Origin of the sequence: Pseudomonas brassicacearum (genome assembly GCF_000585995.1) — a bacterium.
In the GTDB taxonomy this organism is placed as follows: Bacteria; Pseudomonadota; Gammaproteobacteria; order Pseudomonadales; family Pseudomonadaceae; genus Aquipseudomonas; species Aquipseudomonas brassicacearum_A.
Genome location: NZ_CP007410.1, coordinates 4,580,545 through 4,602,690, shown reverse-complemented (window position 1 = coordinate 4,602,690; position 22,146 = coordinate 4,580,545). Strand labels below are relative to the sequence as shown.

The window sequence follows — 22,146 nt, the reverse complement described above, 5'->3', positions numbered from 1 at the left end:
CCCACAGGGAATGCAATGAACATGGATACTGAGGTCATCCCCGAGGGAGCTGTTAAGATTCCAGCTCGTTCCAATTTGGCCCACCGCAATGCTGTTTCCCGCCCTCGACTGGCAACCCCAACCCCACCTCGAACCCCTTCATCTGGACTGGCTTGCCCGTGCCGGCATTGAAGTGGCGGTGTTGCGTCTGGACCGGATCGATCCGCTGATCAGTGGTAACAAGTGGTTCAAGCTGGTTCACCACTTACGCGCCGCCCACGAGGCCGGTGCCGAAGGGGTCATGAGCCTGGGGGGCGCGTATTCCAACCATCTGCATGCCCTGGCCGCGGCAGGCAAGCGCTTCGGTTTTGCAACGGTCGGGCTGCTGCGCGGCCATCCCCAGGACACGCCAACGGTGCTCGACCTGAAAGCGTTCGGTATGACGCTGCACTGGTTGGGGTATGGCGGATACCGAGCGCGACACGCCGCGGATTTCTGGGGGCCGTGGCAGGCGCGTTATCCTCATTTGCATCCGGTGCCCGAGGGCGGTTCAGGATTGCCCGGTGCGCAGGGCTGCATGAGCTGGGTGACCAGTGCCCGTGAACAACTGGTGACATTGGGGTGGGCGGATTATCAGGGCTGGTGGTTGGCCTGCGGCACCGGAACATCGCTGGCGGGGCTGGTGCTGGCTGAAGCGGGGGAGCGCCCGGTCCATGGCGTGCTGGCGGTGCCCCAGGATCACGGCGTGGCGCAGCAGGTCGCAAGTATCGTGGCGGCGGCGGGGCTTTGTAGTCCGCGTTATGAGTTGTTCGACGGCAGCCGTGGCGGGTTCGCCCGGGTCGATGCCGAACTCAGCGCCTTCATCGAAACCACCGAAGCAATCGAGCTGGAGCCGGTGTACACCGGCAAAGCGCTGATGTTGCTCAAGGCGCAGGTGGAGGCCGGGCGATTTGTCCCGGGCACCCGCTTGATCTTCGTGCACACCGGCGGCTTGCAAGGCCGCCGAGGGTTCGGGTAACCCGCCGTCAACCGCGCTTTGGCATCATCCGCAGCAGCGTGTTATCGCGCACCACGTAATGGTGATACAGCCCCGCCAAGGCATGCAGGCCAATCAACCAATAGCCGATGGTGCCGCCCAGCACATGCCAGCCTTCCAGCCGTTTGGCGAAGTCCTTGTCTTGATCGATGAGCAGCGGCAAATCGAAACCGTAGAACATCACCTGGTGACCTTCGGCGCTGGTGATCAGCCAGCCGAGCAGTGGCATGGCGATCATGAACAGGTACAGCGCCCAGTGCATCAGGCGCGCCAGGACGGTTTGCCACACAGGCGAAGCCGGAAAAATCGCCGGTGCCTTGCCCATGCTGCGGGCGAACAGGCGCAGCCAGACCAGCACAAACACCGTCAGGCCGAGCATGAAATGCGCTTCCTTGATCAGGGTCCGGCCGCCACTGCCCTTGGGGAAGATCCCGCGGAACTCGATGCAGGCGTAAACCACGGCGAGCAGGACCAGCATCAGCCAATGCAGGGTCACCGTGACGGTACTGTAGCGGCTTTGCGAGTTTTTCCAGGGCATTGCAGGTCTCTCCAACATCAGGGTAATGCGCCGTCTTTTGCGGCGTTGTGTGCTTACTGTAAGCCCGTTTCGCTGGGTTTGCTTGAGTCAGATCAGTTTTGTCAGCAGGAAGTCCCGCGACGGGGTTGGTTCAAGGCGTCAAGTCCGGCGGGTTCAGCAGCCAGTCCAACAGCAGCCCCGCATCGTGATCGCGCAACGGTGGTTTCGGCGCAGCGGCGGCCGATCCTGCGCCGGTATCCACCGCGCCCGGGCACAGCACCGGCCGGTCGGGGTCGCCGTCGAGAAAACTCACCAGTACTTCACTGCCGGCTATCAGGGCGGGGCAGTCCTCCAGCGTCAGTCGCGACACGGGCAGGGTGATGCCTTCGCCATCCGGCGCCCACAGGCTGACGTTGACGTGGCCGCGCTCATCGAGTCTGGCCGGCTGGCCGGCAGGGCCGAGCACATGAGCCAGGTGATAACCGGGGATGCACGGCTTGCGATGCTTGAGTGCCGGCCTGAACACGGTGGACCAGGCAATGGCCGAGAATCGGTTGCGATAGTCCTGGGCGGGCGGTGTGGGCGGCAGATCGGTTTCAAGAATCGAAAACTGCCGCCCGCGATGTTGGACTTCTGTGATCAGCCATTGGTCATTGAAGGCGGAGACCGGGTGTTCGCTGATCTGCGCGACATGACCGCTGCGCAGGGCCGGCTGGGTGCTGTGGCCGTGGATCTGTCGTTGCCGACAGCGCAACCGTTCAAGGTGTCGGCGACCGACCTGGTCACGATAAGCCAGCGCTGGATTGCTCCGCATGGTTTCGTGGTCGACACCGTTGAAAGCGTGATTCGCTGCGCTGGCTGCCGTTTCGGTCAGCCCCCGGTCGCTGAAGCCGGCAGGCAGGCCAGGGGCTATCGAGTGGTGACGTTGGTACAGCCGCTGGACCGCCGGTTGGGGGCCGGCGTCCTGTTGTAGCGTCAGCTCGACCGGCCGCGCGGGGAAGCTTTTCGGGTCCTCGGCAAACACCAGGACATGCCCCTGGAAACCATGTTCGAAGTGATAATGGATGCCTTCTTCTTCGCATAAACGTTGCAACAGATCCAGATCGCTTTCCTCGTACTGGATGCAGAAGGGACGGCACGGGTACTGCCCATGGGGCAAATCGAAACGGTAGGTGTGGGTGGGCAACGCGTTGTCCTCCAACAGCCGTTGCAGCACTTGCACAACGCTGAGCCGATGGAAAACCCGGCGCCGTGGGCCTTGTTCCAGATACTGGAGGTAAGGCACCAGCGTCACACGGTAGCCGATGCGGTGCGGGGCATGAGCGCTCAGGCTGACGCTGTGGACAATCCCATGGATGCCCGATTCGCCGTCCAGGCGCAGGAAGGCCGGTTGCCCCAGCAGCGTGTCGGGACTCATTGGCGGCGCCAGGCCGATCAGCTCGAGGTCAAAACGGTACGGCTGGTTAAGGGCTTCCCGACCGTTGAACCGCAATACTTGCAGTCGCAAGTCGCTTTGCGTGAGGGTCAGGCTGAAGGGACTTTCCGTGTCGTTGCGCATCGCGGCTCTTACTCGCAGGGAGAAAGGCGCAGAGGGTACGAAACCCTGGGGAAGAACGGCGCTAGCGAATCGCTATTTCAGAAACCCCCTACAACATCCTGCGCAAATGTCGATTCAACAGGCCAAATTTTTTGGTCGATCAGCCGGTTTAGGCCGTATAAACTTGCGCCACAGCGCCGGCCGGCAGATGTCTCGGCGCGTCAGACAAGAGAGTGAGTAATGGGCGCACAGTGGAAGGTTAAACACAAAGAAGCGGCTGCCAACGCCAAGGGCAAGATCTTCGGCAAGCTGGTGAAAGAAATCACCATCGCCGCGCGCAACGGCGCCGATACCGCGACCAACGCGCACTTGCGACTGGTGGTCGAGCAGGCGAAGAAGGCCTCGATGCCCCGCGAGACCCTGGAGCGTGCGATCAAGAAAGGCTCCGGTCAGCTCGGTGAGACCGTGCAATACCATCGCGTCACTTACGAAGGGTTCGCCCCGCATCAGGTGCCGCTGATCGTTGAATGCGTGACCGACAACATCAACCGCACCGTTGCCGAAATTCGCGTCGCGTTCCGCAAGGGCCAACTGGGCGCCTCGGGTTCGGTGGCATGGGACTTCAACCATGTCGGCATGATCGAGGCCGCGCCGGACAGCCCGGACGCCGATCCGGAAATGGCCGCCATCGAGGCCGGTGCCCAGGATTTCGAGCCGGGCGAAGAAGGTGCGACGTTGTTCCTCACCGATCCTGCCGACCTTGACGCCGTGCAGAAGGCGCTGCCGGAGCAGGGCTTTACCGTGTTGTCGGCCAAGCTGGGCTATCAGCCGAAAAACCCGGTCAGCGGCCTGACCGATGAACAAATGGCTGAAGTCGAAGCGTTCCTTGAAGGCCTCGACAACCATGATGATGTGCAGGATATGTTCGTTGGGTTGGCGGGTTAAGCACTACCCGCCATGCCCTGTGGTGAGGGAGTGTGCTCCCTCGCCACGGACGCGCAGTGAACCTTCGATTTCATCGAAGCCTGGCCTTGCCAGCACATCCGGCTGACAGCAGCGCGCCTCCAAATCCAACAGCCATGCAAGATCCTGCGCACCGAGCGCCGGTTCGATCCGCGCCAGCAATTCCCCCAGCAGAATCCCGAAGGCCCGCACCTCGATGCGTTGCAGCGCTCGAGTTTGCAAGGTATCGGCGCTGGCGTGAAAAGACGCTGCGCCAAAGTCCCCCAACAGGCAATCGCCCTGGTCATTGCAAAGGATGTTGTGTCCGTACAAATCGCCGTGGGTAATGCCCTGGCGATGCAGGTGCGCCGCCACCGAAGCGATGCCGCGGGCGATGCGCAAGGCTACCGGGGCGCTCAAGCGCAGCTCGTCGGCATACACGTCGCGGGTGCACGAGGCCAGGCTCGGCAGCCCGGCCAGGTTACGGTAACGGGGCCCGATCAGCGCCATCACCAGCCCGGCCTGTTCCTCGGGATGCCCGACGATCTGGCCCAACACGTCAATCAGGTTCGGATGCCGACCTGCGGTGATGCAGGCCTGCATTTCATGCAGCGGCGAGCCGTCGCTGGTGATCTGGCCTTTGTACAACTTCACCGCGACTTTGCGCGCAACCTGGCCTGGCGGCTGCCAGAGTGCCTGGTGAATCACCCCCGACGCCCCTTCGCCCAACCGCTGTTGCAGGCTCAGTTGCGACCAGTCGAGAGGCGTTGTGGCAGCGAGGGCATCGGCTTGGGCTTCCAGCGGGTTGCCGGCATAGGCCAGCCAACTGAGGCGGGGCAGCTCCAGTAACCATTGCGGCAGTTCGGTCAGCTGATTGGCGGCAATGCGCAGCAGTTCGAGGCGATGGCACTGGCCCAGGCTCGCCGGCAATTGCTGCAAACGGTTGCCGGCCAGCATCAGCTTTTGCAGATGTGGGCGTTGGCCCAGCTCATCCGGTAATTGGCTGACGCAGTTGTCTGTCAGGATCAACCAACGCAGCAGCGGCGGCAGGGCGGCGCCGGTTACGCGCTCGATGCGGTTGGCCTTGAAGCCGATCATGGTCAGCGCGGCACAACGGCCCAGGCATTCGGGCAGTTCAGTAAAGCGGTTGTCCGAACAGAACAGCACGCGCAGGCGGGTCAGCCGATACAGGTCGTCGGGCAGCGTGTCCAGCGCATTGCCGCTGAGGTTGAGGACCTCAAGGGAATCGGCCAGGTCGAAGATTTCCCGGGGAAACTGCGTCAGGCCGCAGGCCAAGTCCAGCCGGGTGATGCCCGACAGCTGGCCGGCGCGGAGTTGGGCGAGGGTATCCATGGAGGGGTTCGCTGTTGATCAAGGGGCGGGCGCTAGGTCCGAAGCCCGACAGTTAACCAATAATCAACCCAACACAAAACCCCTCGCCACCGTTCTAGCGCTCGATGCTGCGGTTCCAGCGTGCGTTCCAGGCCGGGCGCTGTTCGTTGACCTGGTCCCAATCCACGGCAATCGCGGTTTCCAGATATTGCTTCATCGCCTCGACCTGGCCACGGGTCTTGTCGGTGGTCGGGGTGTTGGGGTTGGACGGGATCTGGTCGCCTTCTTCCAGGGCGACGGCCTGGGCTTGCGGGGACAGCAGGAACGCGGCAAGTTTTTGCGCCAGTTCAGGCTGGGTGTTTTGGGCGATGGCACATTCGGCGACATTGAGTACTACGGCACCTTCCTTCGGTTGCGCGTACTCGACCGACATGCCCTTGAGTTTCAGCGCGGTGACCTGGGTCGGCGTCAGTGGGAACAGCGCGGCTTCATCGGTCTGCAGCATTTCGGAAATCTTCGCCGAGCTCGGGATGTACTCCAGCACGTTGCGTCCGACGGTGTTTGGCCAGGCCTTGAAACCCGGCTCGACGTCGGCCTCGCTGCCGCCCTGGATCCGGTTGAACATCAGGAAACCGTGCAGGCCGAATGTGGACGAGGCCATCGATTGGAATACCACTTTGTCCTTGAAGCGCGGATCGGCCAAGTCCATCCATGAGGTCGGCGCGCTCCAGCCTTTTTCCTTGAACAACCGTGTGTTGTAGGCCAGCCCCGTCACCCCCAGGCTAACGGCCACGGCCTGATCCTTGATGCGACCCTTGGCCGGAATCTGCGCCAGGGTCGGGCTGTCCTCAAGCTTGTCGCACAGGCCCATGGCGATGGCGCGGTACATGATGCCGTCATCGAGGAACATCACGTGCATCTGCGGGTTGCCTTTGCTGGCCTGGACTTTCGCCAGGATGTCGGCAGAGGTGCCGGGAACGATCACCACCTTGACGTTGTTGGCTTTCTCGAAAGCCGGCAAGACCTTGTCGGCGTAGAGCCGCTCCATGGTTCCGCCGTTCATGCCCAGGTAAAGCGTCGGTTCGGCCAATGCCTGGGTGACCGGGAGCAGGGCGCCCAGGCAAGCGGAACCCAGCGAGCAGAAACCGAACAATGCACTGCGTTTGACGTTATTCATGGCGCGACCTTCCTCTATCAAGCAACGGAGATGGAGTGAAACCGGGTGATGGAAAACGCATCCAGCGGCGTGGTTGAGGCGCCGCTGCAGATGATCTCGGTGAGCGCCTGGCCCACCGCCGGGCCGATCTGGAAGCCTGCACCGGCAAAGCCGAATGCATGCAACAGACCGGGTTGGGTGCTGCTGTGGCCGATCACCGGCTGGCGATCGGGCAGGTAACCTTCGGTGCCGCTCCAGGTACGAATCGCCTGGGCACCTTCCAAAAATGGGTAGAGTTCGACCGCTTGGCGCAAGATCTCAATCACCGCGTTCTGCCCGGGCCGGGCGCGAGCAGCGTCCAGGGCGAAACCTTGGCCGCCCCCCAGCACGCAATTGCCGCGCGCGACTTGGCGGGCGTAAATGCCGCCGCCCTCGACACCGGTGCTGGCATTCATCACCAAGGGCAACGGCTCGGTGACCAGCATCGCCGGGTGCCCGGCAGACATCGGCACCGCTTCGCCGAATTGTGCGGCGAACTGGCTCGACCAGGCGCCGGCGCAGTTCAGCAGCCAGGGCGCGTGGAATGCCAGGCCCGTTTCGGTGTGTACACCAAAGCGCTGGCCGTCGTGCGCCACGGCGCTGACGGCGCATTGTTCGTGGACCTGCGCGCCATGCCGGCGGGCCGCCTGGGCGAACGCCGGCGACACCAGGCGCGGATTGGCATGGCCGTCATCCGGGCAAAACGACGCCCCGACCGCGACGGTACCGACCCACGGAAACCGCGCGCGTAGCTCATCGCGGTCGAGCAGTTGCAGATCGAGGCCGAAACCCTGGCTGCTGGCGGCATAGTCCTGCAACGCTTGCAGGTCTTCAGCGCTGCGGGCCAGTTTCAGATGGCCGCTGCGCTGGTACTCACCATCGATGCCGATCAACTGGGGCAACTGGCTCCAGATTTCATGGGCCCGTTGCGACAAGGGCAGTTGCGACAACGGCCGTCCCTGGCGGCGCACACCGCCGTAGTTCACGCCGCTGGAGTGCGAACCGCAGAAATCCCGCTCCAGCAGGGCCACCCGCCGTCCGGCCTTGCTCAGGAACAACGCCGCCGAGGCGCCGACGATGCCGCCGCCAATAATCACCACATCCACGTCGATCATGGCTCGACCTCCAGGCCGAACGGCACCGGTTTGATCGGCGCCTGGGCCCGCAAGCGGCCGACGCTGGCGACCGGGCGGCCACTCTCGCGGGCAATGATTTCCGCTGCGGCGGCACCGCACATCCGTCCCTGGCAACGCCCCATGCCGACCCGGCAATGGGCCTTGACCCGGTTGATCTCCCAATGACCTTCGCCCACCACCTGGCGGATGTCGCCGACGCTGACTTCTTCGCAGCGACAGATCATCAGGTTGTCAGCTGCGTCGGCGGCCCAATCTTCGGGAAAGGCAAATGCGCGCTCCAGGCCTTGTCGGAAATGGCCGATGCGCTTGAGGGATTGTTCCAGCTCGGTGCAGCGCTGCGGGTCGATCAAGTAACCGATGTCTTCAAGCAAGGCCAGGGCCGCCCGTTCACCGGCCATCTCGGCGGCGTCGGCGCCCATGATTCCGGCACCGTCACCCGCCAGGTAAACCCCGGGCACGCTGCTGCGTCCAGCGTGGTCGCGCAGTGGCAGCCAGGCGCGGTTAAGGGCGCTCCACGAAAACTCGCAGCCCAGCAGGTCAGCCAACTGGGTTTCGCTGCGCAAACCGTGGGCGAAGGCCACCGCGTCGCAAGCGAGGGGTTGCTCACCTTTTGCGTTGCGCCATGTCAGCGACTGGACCCGGCGCTCCCCGTCGATACGCGACAGACTCGCGCCTTGATGCACGCGGATGCCGTGGGCGGTCAGCCAGGCGCGGTAGTAGAGACCCTTGGCGAGGGTGACCGGTTGCGCCAGCAAGCCGGGCAGGGCGCGGGCCTGGGCGCTGAAGGGCGAACTGTCGAGCACCGCGACCACGCTGGCACCGGCCTTGGCATACTGATACGCCACCAGATACAGCAAGGGACCGCTGCCGGCGAACACCACCCGCTCACCGATGGCGCAGCCCTGGAACTTCAGCGCGATCTGCGCCGCGCCCAGGCTGTACACCCCGGGCAGGGTCCATCCCGGCACGGGCAGGATCCGGTCGGTGGCGCCGGTGGCGACGATCACGCTGGCGTATTCAAGACGATCGGCGCGGCCTTCATGCAAAGTGTCCAGCAGGCCGGCTTCGGCGTTCCACACCAGTGTGTCGGGACGATAATCGAGCTGCTCGCGCAACTCGTCGAGGGTCTGGTGGAGGGCGCTGGCCTTGTGCGCTTCGAAGCCATAGAGCTTGGCGGGCGAGCGCTTGAAGTTGGCCGGTTGACGCCGATAGATCTGCCCGCCACCGCGGGCGGCTTCGTCCAGCAGGACGGGGTACACGCCGTGGGCGACCAGGGTCTGCGCGGCACGGATACCGGCCGGGCCGGCGCCGATGATGACGACGGGTTTCATAGCCACCTCATCGACAGGCGCTGTGGATTTATGGTGCTGTTGAAGCCGCCATCGCGAGCAAGCTCGCTCCCACATTGGATCGGGGCCGGGTTTTGGTTGTGTGAGCGCTGCCGCTTCCCTGTGGGAGCGAGCTTGCTCGCGATGGGGCCATTCCAGGCGGCATTGTTCATACCTGACGCCCCGGCTCGCGGCGGATGTCCTGCCCGGCTTCGAGCAGGGTCGAGCAGGCGCGGACGCGGCGGCCGTCGCCCAGGCGGACCCAGCAATCCTGGCAGGCGCCCATCAGGCAGAAACCGGCCCGGGGCTCGGCGCTGAAGTCGCTGCCGCGCAGATGTTCGCTGCAGGTCAGCACGGCGGTCAGCAGCGTGTCACCCAGCAGGCCGCTGGCAGGTTTGCCATCGAGGGTAAAGTCCAGGGCCGGGCGGTCGCCTTCGGCCAGTCGTTTCAGCAGAGCCATGGCGCCCTCATTGTTTGCCTACCAGGACCCGATCCAGGCCATAGACCCGGTCGAGCAGAATCATGGTCACCGCAGTCAGGGCAATGACCAGCGCCGACACCGCCGCCATCATCGGATCGATGGATTCGGTGGCGTAGACGTACATGCGCACCGGCAAGGTTTGCGTGGCCGGCGAGGTGACGAAAATCGACAACGTGACTTCATCGAAACTGTTGATGAACGCCAGCAACCAGCCCCCGGCCACCCCGGGCAGGATCATTGGCAAAGTGATTTGCCGAAACAGTGTGAAGCGCCCGGCCCCCAGCGATTGCGCGGCCTGTTCGGCGCTGCGGTCCAGGCCGATGGCCGAAGCGAGCACCAGGCGCAGCACATACGGCGTGATCACCAGCACATGGGCGAAGATCAGCCAGGCAAAGCTGCCGTTCACGCCCATCAGCGCAAACAAGCGCAGCAGCGCCACGCCCAATACCAGGTGCGGAATGATGATCGGCGACAGGAACAGACCGTTGAAAAAGTCTCGGCCAGGGAACTCGAGCCGGGTGATCGCCAGGGCCGCCGGCACCGCGATCAACGTCGCCAGCGAGGCCGCGCAGAAGGCGAGGATCAGGCTGTTGCAGAACGCATCGATGAAATCCGCGCGCTCGAACACTGCGCGGAACCAGCGCAGGGAAAATGCCGTGGTCGGCAGGCTCAGGGTGTTTTCCGGGGTGAAGGCGACGAGGCAGACCACCACCAGCGGCGCCAGCATGAACACCACCACCAAGGCATGAAACAGCAGGGCGAAAGGACCGTTCCTGGACATGATTGATTACCCCAATGACTTCTTGTAGCGGCCTTCGATCATCCGGTTCCACGACAGCATGATCAGCAGGTTGAGCAGCAGCAGCGCGACGGCGATGGCCGCGCCCATCGGCCAGTTCAGCTCCGACAGGTATTGGTCGTAGATCAGCGTGGCGACCATTTTCAAACGGCGGCCGCCGAGCAGGCCGGGAATGGCGAAGGAGCTGGCGGCGAGACCGAACACAATCAGCGTGCCCGACAGCACGCCGGGCATGATCTGCGGCAGCACGATCTGGCGGATCACCGTGAACTGGCTGGCCCCCAGGGACAGCGCGGCCTGTTCGGCGGCCGGGTCGAGTTTCTGCAGCGAGGTCCAGACCGGAATGATCATGAACGGCAACATCACGTGGACCAGGGCGATGACCACGGCGAACGGCGTATAGAGCAGCTTCATCGGCGAGCCGCCGAAGGCTTGCAAGGCCTGGTTGACCAGGCCATCGGCGCCGAGCAACAGGCTCCAGCCGAAGGCCCGCACCACCACTGAAATCAGCAGCGGGGTGAGGATCAGGATCAGGAAGATCGAGCGCCACGGCGCCCGCATGCGGCTGAGGACGTAGGCTTCGGGCACGCCGATCAGTACGCACAAAATTGTGGTCAGGGCGCTGATCCAGAGCGTGCGCAGGAAGATCTCGTAGAAGTACGGGTCGCCCAGCAGGCTGGCGTAGTGGTCGAAGGTATAGGCGTCGCCGTCAATGCCCGAGCTGTAGTCGAAGACGTTGAACGACAGCACCAGCGTCAGGCCCAGGGGAATGACCAGCAGTCCCACGTACAAGGCCAGGGCCGGCGCAGACATCAGGTAACCCTGGCGTCCCCGGCGCATCGCGTCGAGCAGCTTCATGCCGGCACCTCGTCCACGCTCAGCACCCGCAGCAGCGCCGGGTCCCAGTCCAGGCCCACCGCCGTGCCTTCGGCCATGGGCGCGGAGCCGTCGTTGCGGCGCACCACGCAGAGTTCGCCCAGGCTGGTCGAGACGCCATACAGCCATTGGCTGCCAAGAAAGAAGCGGCTGGTGAGGGTGCCTTGCAGGCGACCCGAACCGGCTTCGCACAGGTCGATTTTTTCCGGGCGCAGGCTCAGGGTCAGTCCCCCGTTGCCCGGGCTGCAAACTTGAACGGCGCCTGCATTGTCGCGGGTGCCGGGCAGCAGGTTGGCTTTGCCGACGAAGCCGGAAATGAACTCGGTGCGCGGGTGTTCGTAAAGGGTGTATGGCGCGTCGATCTGGGTGATGCGCCCGGCCTGCATCACCACGACCCGGTCACTGATCGACAGCGCCTCGGACTGGTCGTGGGTCACCATCAATGTGGTGATCCCGACTTCTCGCTGGATGCGGCGGATTTCGTATTGCATCTCCTCGCGCAGGTTGGCGTCGAGGTTGGACAACGGTTCGTCGAGCAGCAGCACGGGCGGTTCGATCACCAACGCCCGGGCCAGGGCGACGCGTTGGCGCTGGCCGCCCGAGAGTTCCCGTGGGTAACGTTCGGCGTGCGGGTCCAGGCGCACCAGTTTCAGCACCCGATCCACCCGTTGTTGCAGCTCGACGTTGGCCACTTTGCGCATGCGCAGGCCGAAGGCGACGTTGTCCTTGACGGTCATGTGGGGAAACAGCGCGTAACTCTGGAACACCACGCCCAGGCCTCGGCTGGCCGGCTTGGCGTGGGTAATGTCGCGACCGTCCAGCAGGATGCGGCCACTGCTGACTTCGACGAAGCCGGCGATCATTTGCAGCGTCGTGGTTTTGCCGCAGCCGGAGGGCCCCAGCAGCGAGACGAATTCGCCTTTCTCCACCGAGAGGTTGGTGGCGACCACGGCGTCGATCTCACCGTAACGTTTGCCAAGTCCTTCAAGTTGCACAAAAGCCATCGCTGCGCTCCACCTGAGATTGTTATGCGTCGCCGTGGGGCGCGCTTTTTTTATGGGCAGATACGAAAGGGTGCTGCGGGGTGCGTTGGCGCTCGACCTTAGTCGGCTGCCGCTGTTGTTCGAATCGCCCCTGTATGGACGCAGAGTAGGACGAAGAATAGGATGGGCTCAATGGACTATTTCACTGAAGCGAAGACTATTTTCAGTTTCATTCGGTGAGTAAATTTATTAATTGGAAATTTAATGAAAGATTCCACTGATCGGAATAATGAGAAAAGCGAAGTGGGTGTTGGCGCGGTCTCCAGGCTGTTTGCCGTATTACGCAGCCTGGGCGACACCGTCGAAGGCGGGGAGCGGGTGACGCAGTTGGCCCAGCGCATCGGCCTGTCCCAGCCCACCACCCATCGCTTGCTGCGCAGCCTGATGGACGAGGGCATGGTCGAGCAGGACGCGCGCAGTAAACGCTACCGCCTGAGCCTGGATTTCTTCGCCTTGGCCGCCCGCGCCGGCAACACCGGCAACCTGCGCGACCTTGCACGGCCGGCCATGCTGCGGCTGTCGGCATCCCTGGGGGATTCGTTATTTCTGCTGGCGCGCAGCGGTTTTGATGCCATCTGCCTGGACCGCAGCGAAGGGCCGTTTCCGATCCGTACGTTTACGGGCGACATCGGCGGACGCGTGGCGTTGGGCGTAGGGCAGGGCAGCCTGGTCATCCTGGCGTTCCTGCCGGAGGAAGAGCGTGACACAGTGATTCAATACAACTTGCCACGACTCAAGGATTTCCATTTGTACGACGAAGTCTTCCTGCGCTCGGAAGTGGAGAACGTGCGCACGCTGGGTTACGCCGGGCGGAACACCGGCGTATTGCAAGGCATGGCCGGGGTGGCGGTGCCGATCCTGGACCGTGAAGGCCGGGCCGTGGCGGCCTTGAGCGTGGCAACGGTGAGTGATCGACTGGGGCCTGATCGCCTGCCAACCGTGGTGGAAATGCTCAAGCGCGAGGCGGCCCTGATCGGACCGCGGGTCAACCCGTTCGACCCGCTGCTGCGCAGGCCTTCGCAGGTGTTTGGGCAGGGGTGAGTGGACTCAGATGAACACCGCAGATTTCCTGTGGGAGCGGGCTTGCTCGCGAAAGCGGTGTGCCAGACGACATCAATGTTGGATGTACCGTCGCCTTCGCGAGCAAGCCCGCTCCCACAAGGGAACGGTGGAGCTCAGAAGTCCAACGTCTGCTTGAGCCTTTGCACCGTCGGCGTATCGCTGGGTATGACCATCGCATAGTTGTATCCCGGCCCGGACCAATACGCGGCCAACAGCTCGCCGTCACGGCGGCTGCCACGGGGCAGCAGGTAGTTTTTCGGACCGGGCGGGCGTACGTAGAAGCTGATTTTCTGGCCGCTCGGGTCCTGATAAACCACCATCGCCGCCGCGCCTTGCTCGGTGCTGAGCAAGCGGCCGCTGACCGGCTTGAAGCCCGCGCCCGACAGGTCCGGCAAGCGGTTGGCCTGGGTGAAGTAACGGTCGAGCCAGCCTTGCATGCTGCCCTCGTCACCCGTTTGGTAATCGGCTGGAAGGATGCCCTGCTGGGCGAACAACCGGTACGCCTCCAGGGCATCTGCCATGGGCGCTGCGGCGCTGATGAAGGTCATTTCCCGTGCCTGCCAGCCACTGTAGCCACTCACGCTGACCGCCAGCAGCAACACCGCGGCGCTGGCCAGATGGCGACGGGAGCGATGTTTCAGGTGTTGGCGAATCATTGCCGGATCGAGATCCGGATTAGCGGGCTGTTGCAAAGCACCACTCAGGGCCGTGCGCAGGTGTTGCACGTCCTGTTGCCAGGCGCGGACCCGAGCGGCGACTTCGGGATGAGTGCCGAGGTACGTTTCCATCAGGCGCTGGTCGTCGTCACTCAGTTGGCGATCGACATAGGCGTGCAGGTCGCTGTCGCTGGGGGGCATGTTGATCATTTGAGTCTCCGCAGGGTAGGGCGGGTGATTTCGCCGTCGCTGAGTTGGCGCAGGGCTTGGCGGGCGCGGGACAGCCGAGACATCACGGTGCCGGTCGGCACGCCGAGGATGTCGGCGACTTGCTGGTAACTCAAGCCTTCCACCGACACCCATAGCAGCAGTGCTCGTTGTTCAGTGGTGAGTTGCTCGAAAGCCTGGAGGGAGGATTGCGCGATCACGCTGCGCTCGGCCGAGGGATGGGCATCGTCGCGGCCGGTGAAAAACTCCAACATGCGTGCATAGCGCCGGGAGCGGCGATGGGCGTCGAGAAACTGCCGATAAAGAATCGAAAACAGCCAGGCCCGCAGATCGCCGTCCGGGCGCTTGTCGTTCCATTTGGACAACGCCCGCTCCAGGCATGCCTGCACCAGGTCATCGGCGTTGCTCGGGTTACGCGTCAGCGACACGGCAAAACGCCGTAGCCTGGGGATGAGCTCGCGCAACTGTTCGTCGAGTTCGTTCATGGGAATATGGCTTCTGTAGGCATCACTGCACCGGGACTGGAAAGACGACCCGCGCACGAGATTATTCCAGTGCAGGAAAAATAAATATGAGGCGTGGGAATAAACCTGTCAGGGCTTCGTCTGACGGGTCCTTTCCGCAAATGGCCTTGAGCCCTGGAGCTTCTTCATGGTTGACCCTTCCTCTTCACTGAGTCGGCCGCCGTTGAGCGTGGCCAGCCTGACGCTGCGCCTGGGCGGCATTGCCGTGATCGTCGCCGCGCTGGCCGGGGCGTTTGCCTATGTCCATGGCACCCTCGACCCACAGCGGCTGACGCCGGATGCGCTGGTCAACGTGCTGGAAAAAAATAACGGTGTTCACCCGGGTTTCCGGCGTAATCACTCAAAAGGTGTCTGCGTCGCCGGCTACTTCGAGAGCAGCGGCGAGGCCCGGGTCTTTTCCAGCGCTCAGGTGTTCATGGACGCGCGAACGCCGGTGGTCGGGCGTTTTGCCTTGCCCAGTGGCAACCCCTATGCACCTGACGGCAGCGTGCCGATCCGCAGCCTGGCGTTGCGTTTCACCCAGGCCAACGGCCAGCAATGGCGCACCGGCATGAACAGCATGCCAGTGTTTCCGGTGGGCACGCCCGAAGCCTTCTATCAACTTCAACAGGCTCAATCACCGGACCCGGCCACAGGGAAACCGAACCCTGCCGCCGTGCCGGCGTTCTTCGCCGCGCACCCGGAGGCTGTGCCTTTCCTGCAATGGATCAAGACCGCCAAGCCGTCGGCCAGTTACGCCACTGAAACCTACAACGGCATCAATGCGTTCTATTTGGTCAACCCGGCGGGGCAACGACAGGCGGTGCGCTGGGGCGTGGTGCCGATGAGCCAGGATGCTGCCGATGCGATGCCACCCCAGGGCGCTGATTTTCTCGAGCAGGATCTGGTGAAACGTCTCGCTGCCGGGCCATTGCGCTGGCAGTTGAACATCACCCTGGCCAATCCGGGCGACCCGGTGAACGATGCCAGCAAAGCCTGGCCCTCTGATCGCAAGGTACTCAATGCAGGCACGTTGGTGCTGGAGCGTACCCAGCCACAGGACAATGGCGAGTGCCGCGATATCAACTATGACCCGCTGATCTTGCCCAGCGGCATCGAAGGCTCCGAAGACCCGCTGCTGGCGGCGCGTTCCGCCGCCTATGCCAGTTCCTATCTGCGGCGTACCAGTGAAGTCAGCCAACTGCCTGCCAAGGAGTCCCGCCCATGAGCACCCCTCGTCACTTCGCCCCGTTGGCCCGGTTGCTGCACTGGCTGATGGCATTGATGGTCATTGCGATGTTGTTTATCGGCGCCGGCATGGTTGCCTCGGTGTCCGAGCGCCATGAATGGCTGATCCAACTGCACAAGCCGTTGGGCATTGCGATTCTGCTGCTGGTGATCGTGCGCCTGGTGGTGCGTTTCAGTACCCGACAACCGCCGCTACCGGCCGATCTGCCGGGCTGGCAGATGTTGTCGGCCAAAGCCTCGCACGTTTTGCTGTATGCACTGATGCTGATCCTGCCGCTGTTGGGTTGGGGCATGATTTCGGCGGCCGGAGACCCGGTGATGCTCAGCAGCTCGCTGCAACTGCCCTCGATCCTGCCGGCGGACGCCCAGACTTTCGCACTGCTGCGCAAGGCCCATGGGTACCTGGCGTATGTGTTGTTCTTGACTGTGCTGGTGCATCTGGCGGCGGCGCTGTTTCACGGTTGGGTGCGCCGGGATGAGGTGTTGGACAGTATGTTGCGAGGCAAGGGCTGATGGGCAAACCCGTGGCGAGGGAGCTTGCTCCCGCTGGGTGGCGAAGCCGCCCCTAGATGGGTTGACGCGATCTTCCAGGTGGATCGTGTCGGCCGGTTTACGACGGCAGCGCCGCCCAGCGGGAGCAAGCTCCCTCGCCACGGGAATCGTTGGATCAGCGCAATTCGTCGATCATGCTCGCAACGGTGCTCAACACATCCTTGCCCAATTGCATCGAGCGCTTGCCGGACCAGCCAGTGAGCGGGTTCGGGTGGTCGTCGTGGTCCTTGAACGGCATCTCCAGGGTCAGGGACAAGCAATCGTATTTCTGACCGACTGCGTTACAGGCCAGGGTCATGTTGGCACGGCCCGGTTCGTCGCGGGTATAGCCATAAGTGGTCTGGAAGTCTTTGGTCTGATGCTTGAGATGGCTGCGAAAGCGTTCTTCGAGTTCGGCAATGCGCGGCGTGTAGCCCGGATTGCCTTCGCATCCGGCAGTGAAGACGTAGGGGATTTCTTCATCGCCATGAACGTCGAGAAACAGGTCGACGCCGTACTTTTCCATTTGCTGTTGTACGAAAAATACCTCGGGACTGACTTCCGGGCTGGCGTTCTGCCAGGCTCGGTTGAGGTCCTGGCCCATGGCGTTGGTACGCAGATGGCCATGAAACGCACCGTCCGGGTTCATGTTCGGCACCAGGTACAGATCGGCCTCGGCAAGCAGTTGCTCCAGTTGCGCGTCATCCTGATGCTGGAGGCGTTCGATCACACCTTCCATGAACCACTCGGCCATGTGCTCGCCCGGATGCTGCTGGGCGATGATCCAGATTTTGCGCCGTCCTGGCGCACCGCTACCTTTGCGCAACAATGGAATGTCACGACCTTCCACGCTTTTACCGGTGGCCAGCAGTTCGGTACCGGCCTTGTGCAGCGCTTGCTCGATCAGCCAATCGTGACGGCCGCGGCTGTAGGGTTCAAAGTAGGCAAACCAGGCGTGAGGTTGTTCGGCTTCCAAGTGAAAGCGCAGGGCGTCGCCTTCGAACTGTGTGGGAATACGGAACCAGTTCACATGATCGTAAGAGGCGACCGCCTGGTAACCGGTCCACGCCTTGTTGTAGGACGATTGGCTGGCATTGAGCAGGCGAAAGGAATATTCCTGACCCACATGCAGGCCGCTGGCCTTGAAGTGGAACCATTGGAAGTGGGCGCTGCGGGTGTCGGGCCTGATCTTCAGCAGCGACTGCAACGGGTTGCTGATGTCGACGACCTGAATGTTGCCGCTGTCAAAATTGGCGCTGATATCAAAAGAGGATTTAGCCACGGTCACGGCTCCTGAAAAGGATTTTTATGGCCGTTACTTTACACGCAAGAAGGGAAAAGTCAGACGATTTGCGTCATTTGAAAAAGGGGTGAAGAAGGGGGCGCCCTCCCTGGACGCCAAAGCAGCTTAGAGAGTCAGCGATGGATACTCAAGTGCTTGCCTATCGATTGTTTTCGCCGGTGTGGCGGACGGATGCTTGTAAATGAATATTCATTTGCTATCATCGCCGCCACCGAATTTGCGACACCCAAAGACTTCATTAGCCTGAAGCCATAAGCCGAAAATCGGCAAAAAAAAGACCCGGCAAAAAGCCGGGTCAAAAACCGTGATTAGCCTGATGAGGAGATATTCCAGAAGTCCGACCTAAGGTCTTCTGGCCTATCGACTGATCTCGCGACCAGCTGATGCAATAATAATCATTATCATTTGCAAGTCAAATGGTTTTATCGCATCGATTGGAATTTTTTTTCTCGCGTGCGCGTTCGCCACGCCATTCCCCTGTGTTACGCCTAGCGAGTAGGGTAGCCATCCAGGGATCGGTCAAGCATCACCTTGACCAGATCAATCATATGCACCACCGAAAATGCCAGGTCACGGCTCGAGCCATTGAGTTGGTTGGCGGATTCGTGGGCGGTGGCCGCCGCACAGCGCAGCAGGTCACAGGCGTGAACCAGGGCTTCCTCTGCGCTGATGTTGTGGTTGACGTCGAAGAAACGGTGCTCTTGCTGTGCATCCGAAACACTTGGTTTCAAGTAGTAGTCGAGGGCGCGTTGGGCGGCCGGGCAATCCTGCAGTGAAGGAAACGTGCTGTTGAAAGGGCTGTTGGGCTGATCCTTGTTGGGGGTGTCCATGATGTCGAGATTCTCCGTGTGGGGGCTGAAATCCTCAGTCCAGAATAGTACTTATCGTAATTGTGACGATAATTTAAATACTACAATTTGTGTTTTGATGGTCAGAGCCAGCCACGTATCGTGCCGCACATGGATAAATGGATAGAGTTGGTCAAGGCCAAGATGAAGGAGCTGCGCGTCACGCAAGTGGTGCTCGCAGAACGTTTGGGCATGTCTCAGGGCGGCGTCGGCCATTGGCTGACCAAGCGCCGGCAGCCCAGTGTCGAAGACATGAATCGGGTTCTGCAGGAGCTGGGGCTGGAATTTCTGGAAGTGGCGATGGTAATTCGCGAGCCGGACACCACGACCGAAGAAGGCATGGCCCTGGCGCAGAAGTACAACCCGTACTTCCGCTACCCAGTGAGCGATTGGAACGAGGTGGGTGAAATCCGCGAAGGCGATCTCACCGCCTACCGCCAGGCGCGCTATGAGCTGACGGATTACCACGCCCAGGGGCGCGCGTTCTGGTTGGTAGTGGTCGGCGATGCGATGACCGCTCCGAGCGGGTTGAGCATCCCCGAGGGCATGTCGATCCTCGTGGACCCGGCCATCGAGGCGGTGCCGGGCAAACTGGTGGTCGCTCAGTTGCCTGACAGCAGCGATGCGACCTTTCGCAAACTGATCGAAGAGAGCGGGCAGCGTTACCTGGTTCCGCTCAATCCGACTTACCCGAAAAACCTGTACACCGAACAATGCCGCATTATCGGTGTGGTGGTGCAGGCCACCATCAGGTTCTAACTGGATCGGCCCGAACAAAGGGCCGATGCCTATTCTTCGAACGCCACCAGCACACTGCCCTCGCTGACCATTTCACCTTCCTGGCAATACAGTGCCTTGATCACCCCGGCCTTGGGCGCGCGGATGCTGTGCTCCATTTTCATCGCCTCCAGCACCACCAGTTGCGTCCCGGCCTCTACCGTTTGGCCGACATTGACCAGTACGCGAACGATGCTGCCGTTCATAGGCGCGGTCAGGCCGCCCTGATGGCCATGGCTGGACTCAGCGGCGGCTAACGGGTCATACACATCGATTCGGTGCAGGTCGCCTTCCCATTGCAGATACAGGCTGTCGCCCTGGCGGATGGCGCGATGTCTGCGGCGCAGGCCGTTGTGCTCGATGATCAGTTGATCGCCCTGGAGTTGCGTGCAAGGGGCTTTAACGTCCAGCGTCATCGCCCGATCCTGACCCTCGCAGCTGAGGTGCAAGGTGGTTTCCCTTGGCAGCCCCAGGCGCAACCCGGCGGCATTGGCCCAGGGCGAGTGGGGGTCGTCGCAGCGTACACGCGGCGTCAGGCTCAACGCGAAGCCCTGGGCCGCTGCGAGCCAGAAGTCGTCATCCAATTCGCCAGGCTCTGGTAGCAGTTGTGCTTGGTAACGGGGGATAAATCCGGTGTCCAGTTCCGCCGCCGCGAAGGCCGGGTGGGCGACGATCCGTCGCAGAAAGCTGATATTGGTTTTCAGCCCACCGATCGCGAATTCATCGAGCATGCTCAACAATCGCAGGCGCGCCTGTTCACGGTCCTCGCCCCAGGCGATCAGCTTGCCGAGCATCGGGTCGTAGAACGGCGAAATCTCATCACCTTCTTCGACGCCACTGTCCACACGACGTCCCGGCCCCTCGGCAGATTCGCGATACAACGCCAGGCGCCCGGTGGCCGGCAGGAAATCGTTGGCCGGGTCTTCGGCGTACAGCCGCACTTCGATGGCGTGGCCCAGCAGCGGCACTTGCTCCTGGGTGATCGGCAGTCGCTCGCCACGTGCCACGCGGATCTGCCAGGCCACCAGGTCGAGTCCGGTAATGGCTTCGGTCACCGGATGTTCGACTTGCAGGCGCGTGTTCATCTCCATGAAGAAGAACTCGCCGCGCGCATCCAGCAAAAACTCCACGGTACCGGCGCCGACATAACCGATGGCCTGCGCCGAGCGCACTGCGGCTTCGCCCATGGCACGCCGCAGCTCCGGACTCAGGCCCGGCGCGGGTGCTTCTTCGACGACCTTCTGATGCCGGCGCTGGATCGAACAATCACGCTCGTTGAGGTACAGGCAGTTACCGTGTTGGTCGGCAAAGACCTGAATCTCAACGTGGCGCGGCTTGAGCAGGTATTTTTCCACCAGCATCCGCGAATCGCCGAACGACGATTGCGCTTCTCGCTGGGCCGAGGCCAGGGCTTCGGCCAGTTGGCTGACGTCCTCGACTACTTTCATGCCTTTGCCGCCGCCACCGGCGGTGGCCTTGAGCAGCACCGGATAACCGATGCGTTCACAGGCGTCGCGGAAGGTGTCGAGGTCCTGGGCTTCGCCGTGATACCCGGGCACCAGGGGCACGCCAGCGGTTTCCATCAGGGCCTTGGCGGCGGATTTGCTGCCCATGGCGTCGATGGCCGAGGCGGGCGGGCCGAGGAAGATCAGGCCGGCGTCTTCAATCGCCCGGGCGAACCCAGCGTTCTCCGAAAGAAAACCATAACCAGGGTGAATCGCCTGAGCGCCGCTGGCTTTCGCGGCGGCAATCAGTTTATCGATTTGCAGGTAGCTGTCGGCGGCCTTGCTGCCGCCCAGGTCGACGCCGATGTCGGCTTCGCGGCTGTGGCGGGCATCGCGGTCGGTGGCGCTGTGCACGGCCACGGTGGTCAGGCCCATGGCCTTGGCGGTGCGCATCACGCGGCAGGCGATTTCACCGCGATTGGCCACCAGCAACGTGGTGAGGACGGGGGCGCTCATCAACGCGGCTCCTTGTTATTCGATTCGGCTTGCCAATTCGGCGCGCGTTTTTGCAGGAAGGCCCGCAACCCTTCCTGGCCCTCCGGGCTGACACGGATGCGGGCGATGGCATTCTCGGTGTAGCGCCGAAGCGCCGGGGTGAGGGCGCCGTTGCCGACCTCTCGCAACAGGTCCTTGCTGGCGCGCATCGCGGCCGGGCTGTTGAGCAACAGGTTGTCGATCCATTGCTCGACCTGATGATCCAGTGTCGCGGCCGGGTAACTTTCCGACAGCAAGCCGATTTCCCTCGCCCGTTGCCCACCGAAGCGTTCCGCGGTCAGGGCGTAACGCCGGGCCGCGCGCTCACCGATGGCTTGTACCACGAACGGGCTGATCACGGCGGGTGCCAGGCCAATGCGCACTTCCGACAGGCAGAATTGCGCTTCATCGGCGCCAATGGCCATGTCGCAGGCGCTGATCAACCCCAGGGCGCCACCAAACGCCGCGCCCTGGACGATCGCCAGCGTCGGGATTTTCAGCTTGGCGAGGTTGTACATCAGCTCCGCCAGTTCCCGGGCGTCGTCGAGGTTGGTGTGGTAATCGAGCTCGGCCGATTGCTGCATCCAGGCCAGGTCGGCGCCAGCGCTGAAGTGCTTGCCGCGCCCGCGGATCAGCAGGAAGCGCAGGCTCGGATCGCTGCTGACGTGATCCAGGGCCAGGATCAGCTCGCGGATCATTTCGGCGTTGAACGCGTTGTTTTTCGACTCGCGGCTGAGCCACAGGGTGGCGACGCCACGGGAGTCGGTGAGCAGTTCGAGGGTGTTGAAGTTATCCATGGGCATTCACCGT

The 22,146-nt window shown here is 62.6% G+C and carries 22 protein-coding genes; 6 read left to right on the top strand and 16 right to left on the bottom strand.

Translation table 11 applies throughout. The features are described 5' to 3' along the window. The first annotated feature begins 88 nt into the window (after positions 1–88). Positions 89–997: a 1-aminocyclopropane-1-carboxylate deaminase/D-cysteine desulfhydrase gene (locus CD58_RS19540; protein WP_025214678.1), complete on the top strand. Its 909-nt coding sequence runs from the start codon at positions 89–91 to the stop codon at positions 995–997. Between the two features lie 7 nt (positions 998–1,004). Here CD58_RS19540 and CD58_RS19535 read toward each other — a convergent pair whose 3' ends face one another. Both CD58_RS19535 and CD58_RS19530 read right to left on the bottom strand, forming a co-directional pair. After that, positions 1,005–1,553 carry a cytochrome b gene (locus CD58_RS19535; RefSeq protein ID WP_025214677.1) on the bottom strand — a complete coding sequence of 183 codons (549 nt, stop codon included), beginning with the start codon at positions 1,551–1,553 and terminating at the stop codon, positions 1,005–1,007. A 130-nt stretch (positions 1,554–1,683) separates the two neighbouring features. Beyond that, the gene (locus CD58_RS19530) at positions 1,684–3,090 is read right to left on the bottom strand and encodes a type VI secretion system Vgr family protein (protein ID WP_025214676.1); all 1,407 of its coding nucleotides are present in this window, start codon (positions 3,088–3,090) and stop codon (positions 1,684–1,686) included. 219 nt (positions 3,091–3,309) lie between these two features. On the opposite strand from CD58_RS19530, the gene CD58_RS19525 reads away from it, so the two are divergent. Next, positions 3,310–4,014 carry a YebC/PmpR family DNA-binding transcriptional regulator gene (locus CD58_RS19525; protein ID WP_003199952.1) on the top strand — a complete coding sequence of 235 codons (705 nt, stop codon included), beginning with the start codon at positions 3,310–3,312 and terminating at the stop codon, positions 4,012–4,014. A 3-nt stretch (positions 4,015–4,017) separates the two neighbouring features. On the opposite strand, the gene CD58_RS19520 is transcribed toward CD58_RS19525, so the two are convergent. The 8 genes from CD58_RS19520 to CD58_RS19485 form a co-directional block, all read right to left on the bottom strand. Next, on the bottom strand, positions 4,018–5,364 hold the full coding sequence (locus CD58_RS19520; protein ID WP_025214675.1) for a leucine-rich repeat-containing protein kinase family protein: 1,347 nt from the start codon (positions 5,362–5,364) through the stop codon (positions 4,018–4,020). Between the two features lie 94 nt (positions 5,365–5,458). Continuing rightward, positions 5,459–6,520: an ABC transporter substrate-binding protein gene (locus CD58_RS19515; protein WP_025214674.1), complete on the bottom strand. Its 1,062-nt coding sequence runs from the start codon at positions 6,518–6,520 to the stop codon at positions 5,459–5,461. A 17-nt stretch (positions 6,521–6,537) separates the two neighbouring features. Further along, positions 6,538–7,653 carry an NAD(P)/FAD-dependent oxidoreductase gene (locus CD58_RS19510; RefSeq protein ID WP_025214673.1) on the bottom strand — a complete coding sequence of 372 codons (1,116 nt, stop codon included), beginning with the start codon at positions 7,651–7,653 and terminating at the stop codon, positions 6,538–6,540. Beyond that, positions 7,650–9,005, bottom strand: a complete 1,356-nt coding sequence (locus CD58_RS19505) for an NAD(P)/FAD-dependent oxidoreductase (protein WP_025214672.1) — start codon at positions 9,003–9,005, stop codon at positions 7,650–7,652. Before CD58_RS19505 ends, CD58_RS19510 begins: the two co-directional genes overlap by 4 nt. Before the next feature lie 166 nt (positions 9,006–9,171). Next, positions 9,172–9,462 carry a (2Fe-2S)-binding protein gene (locus CD58_RS19500; RefSeq protein ID WP_025214671.1) on the bottom strand — a complete coding sequence of 97 codons (291 nt, stop codon included), beginning with the start codon at positions 9,460–9,462 and terminating at the stop codon, positions 9,172–9,174. A gap of 7 nt (positions 9,463–9,469) precedes the next feature. Continuing rightward, positions 9,470–10,264: an ABC transporter permease gene (locus CD58_RS19495; protein ID WP_025214670.1), complete on the bottom strand. Its 795-nt coding sequence runs from the start codon at positions 10,262–10,264 to the stop codon at positions 9,470–9,472. Positions 10,265–10,270: 6 nt separating this feature from the next. Then, the gene (locus tag CD58_RS19490) at positions 10,271–11,140 is read right to left on the bottom strand and encodes an ABC transporter permease (protein WP_025214669.1); all 870 of its coding nucleotides are present in this window, start codon (positions 11,138–11,140) and stop codon (positions 10,271–10,273) included. Then, complete coding sequence (locus tag CD58_RS19485; RefSeq protein WP_025214668.1) at positions 11,137–12,162, bottom strand: ABC transporter ATP-binding protein; 1,026 nt, start codon at positions 12,160–12,162, stop codon at positions 11,137–11,139. The genes CD58_RS19490 and CD58_RS19485 overlap by 4 nt, the downstream gene beginning before the upstream one ends. A 243-nt stretch (positions 12,163–12,405) precedes the next feature. On the opposite strand from CD58_RS19485, the gene CD58_RS19480 reads away from it, so the two are divergent. Continuing rightward, positions 12,406–13,242, top strand: coding sequence for an IclR family transcriptional regulator (locus CD58_RS19480; RefSeq protein WP_025214667.1), 837 nt, complete (start codon positions 12,406–12,408; stop codon positions 13,240–13,242). Between the two features lie 134 nt (positions 13,243–13,376). On the opposite strand, the gene CD58_RS19475 is transcribed toward CD58_RS19480, so the two are convergent. Further along, positions 13,377–14,129: an anti-sigma factor family protein gene (locus CD58_RS19475; protein WP_025214666.1), complete on the bottom strand. Its 753-nt coding sequence runs from the start codon at positions 14,127–14,129 to the stop codon at positions 13,377–13,379. Continuing rightward, on the bottom strand, positions 14,126–14,632 hold the full coding sequence (locus CD58_RS19470; RefSeq protein WP_025214665.1) for a sigma-70 family RNA polymerase sigma factor: 507 nt from the start codon (positions 14,630–14,632) through the stop codon (positions 14,126–14,128). The genes CD58_RS19475 and CD58_RS19470 overlap by 4 nt, the downstream gene beginning before the upstream one ends. 166 nt (positions 14,633–14,798) lie before the next feature. Between CD58_RS19470 and CD58_RS19465 the strand changes: the two genes are divergently transcribed. After that, positions 14,799–15,878 carry a catalase family peroxidase gene (locus CD58_RS19465; protein ID WP_025214664.1) on the top strand — a complete coding sequence of 360 codons (1,080 nt, stop codon included), beginning with the start codon at positions 14,799–14,801 and terminating at the stop codon, positions 15,876–15,878. Further along, positions 15,875–16,411, top strand: a complete 537-nt coding sequence (locus CD58_RS19460; protein ID WP_025214663.1) for a cytochrome b — start codon at positions 15,875–15,877, stop codon at positions 16,409–16,411. Before CD58_RS19465 ends, CD58_RS19460 begins: the two co-directional genes overlap by 4 nt. A 154-nt stretch (positions 16,412–16,565) precedes the next feature. Here CD58_RS19460 and CD58_RS19455 read toward each other — a convergent pair whose 3' ends face one another. Together CD58_RS19455 and CD58_RS19450 are read right to left on the bottom strand one after the other, a co-directional pair. Next, positions 16,566–17,717, bottom strand: coding sequence for a M14 family metallopeptidase (locus tag CD58_RS19455; protein ID WP_025214662.1), 1,152 nt, complete (start codon positions 17,715–17,717; stop codon positions 16,566–16,568). A 503-nt stretch (positions 17,718–18,220) separates the two neighbouring features. After that, positions 18,221–18,562 carry a DUF6124 family protein gene (locus CD58_RS19450; RefSeq protein ID WP_025214661.1) on the bottom strand — a complete coding sequence of 114 codons (342 nt, stop codon included), beginning with the start codon at positions 18,560–18,562 and terminating at the stop codon, positions 18,221–18,223. A gap of 129 nt (positions 18,563–18,691) precedes the next feature. Here CD58_RS19450 and CD58_RS19445 point away from each other — a divergent pair, with 129 nt between their 5' ends. Further along, entirely contained in the window at positions 18,692–19,339 is a 648-nt protein-coding gene (locus CD58_RS19445; RefSeq protein WP_025214660.1) for a LexA family protein, read from the top strand. 29 nt (positions 19,340–19,368) lie between these two features. Here CD58_RS19445 and CD58_RS19440 read toward each other — a convergent pair whose 3' ends face one another. Both CD58_RS19440 and CD58_RS19435 read right to left on the bottom strand, forming a co-directional pair. After that, the gene (locus CD58_RS19440) at positions 19,369–21,318 is read right to left on the bottom strand and encodes an acetyl/propionyl/methylcrotonyl-CoA carboxylase subunit alpha (RefSeq protein WP_025214659.1); all 1,950 of its coding nucleotides are present in this window, start codon (positions 21,316–21,318) and stop codon (positions 19,369–19,371) included. Continuing rightward, positions 21,318–22,133 carry a gamma-carboxygeranoyl-CoA hydratase gene (locus CD58_RS19435; protein WP_025214658.1) on the bottom strand — a complete coding sequence of 272 codons (816 nt, stop codon included), beginning with the start codon at positions 22,131–22,133 and terminating at the stop codon, positions 21,318–21,320. Before CD58_RS19435 ends, CD58_RS19440 begins: the two co-directional genes overlap by 1 nt. Between the last annotated feature and the right edge of the window lie 13 nt (positions 22,134–22,146).

What these genes read in the sequence shown, in the direction of transcription:
- CD58_RS19460 (WP_025214663.1), top strand. Translation starts at nt 15,875, where the DNA reads ATGAGCACCCCTCGTCACTTCGCCCCGTTGGCCCGGTTGCTGCACTGG.
- CD58_RS19525 (WP_003199952.1), top strand. Translation starts at nt 3,310, where the DNA reads ATGGGCGCACAGTGGAAGGTTAAACACAAAGAAGCGGCTGCCAACGCC.
- CD58_RS19475 (WP_025214666.1), bottom strand. Translation starts at nt 14,129, where the DNA reads ATGATCAACATGCCCCCCAGCGACAGCGACCTGCACGCCTATGTCGAT.
- CD58_RS19530 (WP_025214676.1), bottom strand. Translation starts at nt 3,090, where the DNA reads ATGCGCAACGACACGGAAAGTCCCTTCAGCCTGACCCTCACGCAAAGC.
- CD58_RS19440 (WP_025214659.1), bottom strand. Translation starts at nt 21,318, where the DNA reads ATGAGCGCCCCCGTCCTCACCACGTTGCTGGTGGCCAATCGCGGTGAA.
- CD58_RS19500 (WP_025214671.1), bottom strand. Translation starts at nt 9,462, where the DNA reads ATGGCTCTGCTGAAACGACTGGCCGAAGGCGACCGCCCGGCCCTGGAC.
- CD58_RS19450 (WP_025214661.1), bottom strand. Translation starts at nt 18,562, where the DNA reads ATGGACACCCCCAACAAGGATCAGCCCAACAGCCCTTTCAACAGCACG.
- CD58_RS19480 (WP_025214667.1), top strand. Translation starts at nt 12,406, where the DNA reads ATGAAAGATTCCACTGATCGGAATAATGAGAAAAGCGAAGTGGGTGTT.
- CD58_RS19435 (WP_025214658.1), bottom strand. Translation starts at nt 22,133, where the DNA reads ATGGATAACTTCAACACCCTCGAACTGCTCACCGACTCCCGTGGCGTC.
- CD58_RS19465 (WP_025214664.1), top strand. Translation starts at nt 14,799, where the DNA reads ATGGTTGACCCTTCCTCTTCACTGAGTCGGCCGCCGTTGAGCGTGGCC.
- CD58_RS19495 (WP_025214670.1), bottom strand. Translation starts at nt 10,264, where the DNA reads ATGTCCAGGAACGGTCCTTTCGCCCTGCTGTTTCATGCCTTGGTGGTG.
- CD58_RS19470 (WP_025214665.1), bottom strand. Translation starts at nt 14,632, where the DNA reads ATGAACGAACTCGACGAACAGTTGCGCGAGCTCATCCCCAGGCTACGG.
- CD58_RS19445 (WP_025214660.1), top strand. Translation starts at nt 18,692, where the DNA reads ATGGATAAATGGATAGAGTTGGTCAAGGCCAAGATGAAGGAGCTGCGC.
- CD58_RS19485 (WP_025214668.1), bottom strand. Translation starts at nt 12,162, where the DNA reads ATGGCTTTTGTGCAACTTGAAGGACTTGGCAAACGTTACGGTGAGATC.
- CD58_RS19535 (WP_025214677.1), bottom strand. Translation starts at nt 1,553, where the DNA reads ATGCCCTGGAAAAACTCGCAAAGCCGCTACAGTACCGTCACGGTGACC.
- CD58_RS19540 (WP_025214678.1), top strand. Translation starts at nt 89, where the DNA reads ATGCTGTTTCCCGCCCTCGACTGGCAACCCCAACCCCACCTCGAACCC.
- CD58_RS19510 (WP_025214673.1), bottom strand. Translation starts at nt 7,653, where the DNA reads ATGATCGACGTGGATGTGGTGATTATTGGCGGCGGCATCGTCGGCGCC.
- CD58_RS19490 (WP_025214669.1), bottom strand. Translation starts at nt 11,140, where the DNA reads ATGAAGCTGCTCGACGCGATGCGCCGGGGACGCCAGGGTTACCTGATG.
- CD58_RS19520 (WP_025214675.1), bottom strand. Translation starts at nt 5,364, where the DNA reads ATGGATACCCTCGCCCAACTCCGCGCCGGCCAGCTGTCGGGCATCACC.
- CD58_RS19515 (WP_025214674.1), bottom strand. Translation starts at nt 6,520, where the DNA reads ATGAATAACGTCAAACGCAGTGCATTGTTCGGTTTCTGCTCGCTGGGT.
- CD58_RS19505 (WP_025214672.1), bottom strand. Translation starts at nt 9,005, where the DNA reads ATGAAACCCGTCGTCATCATCGGCGCCGGCCCGGCCGGTATCCGTGCC.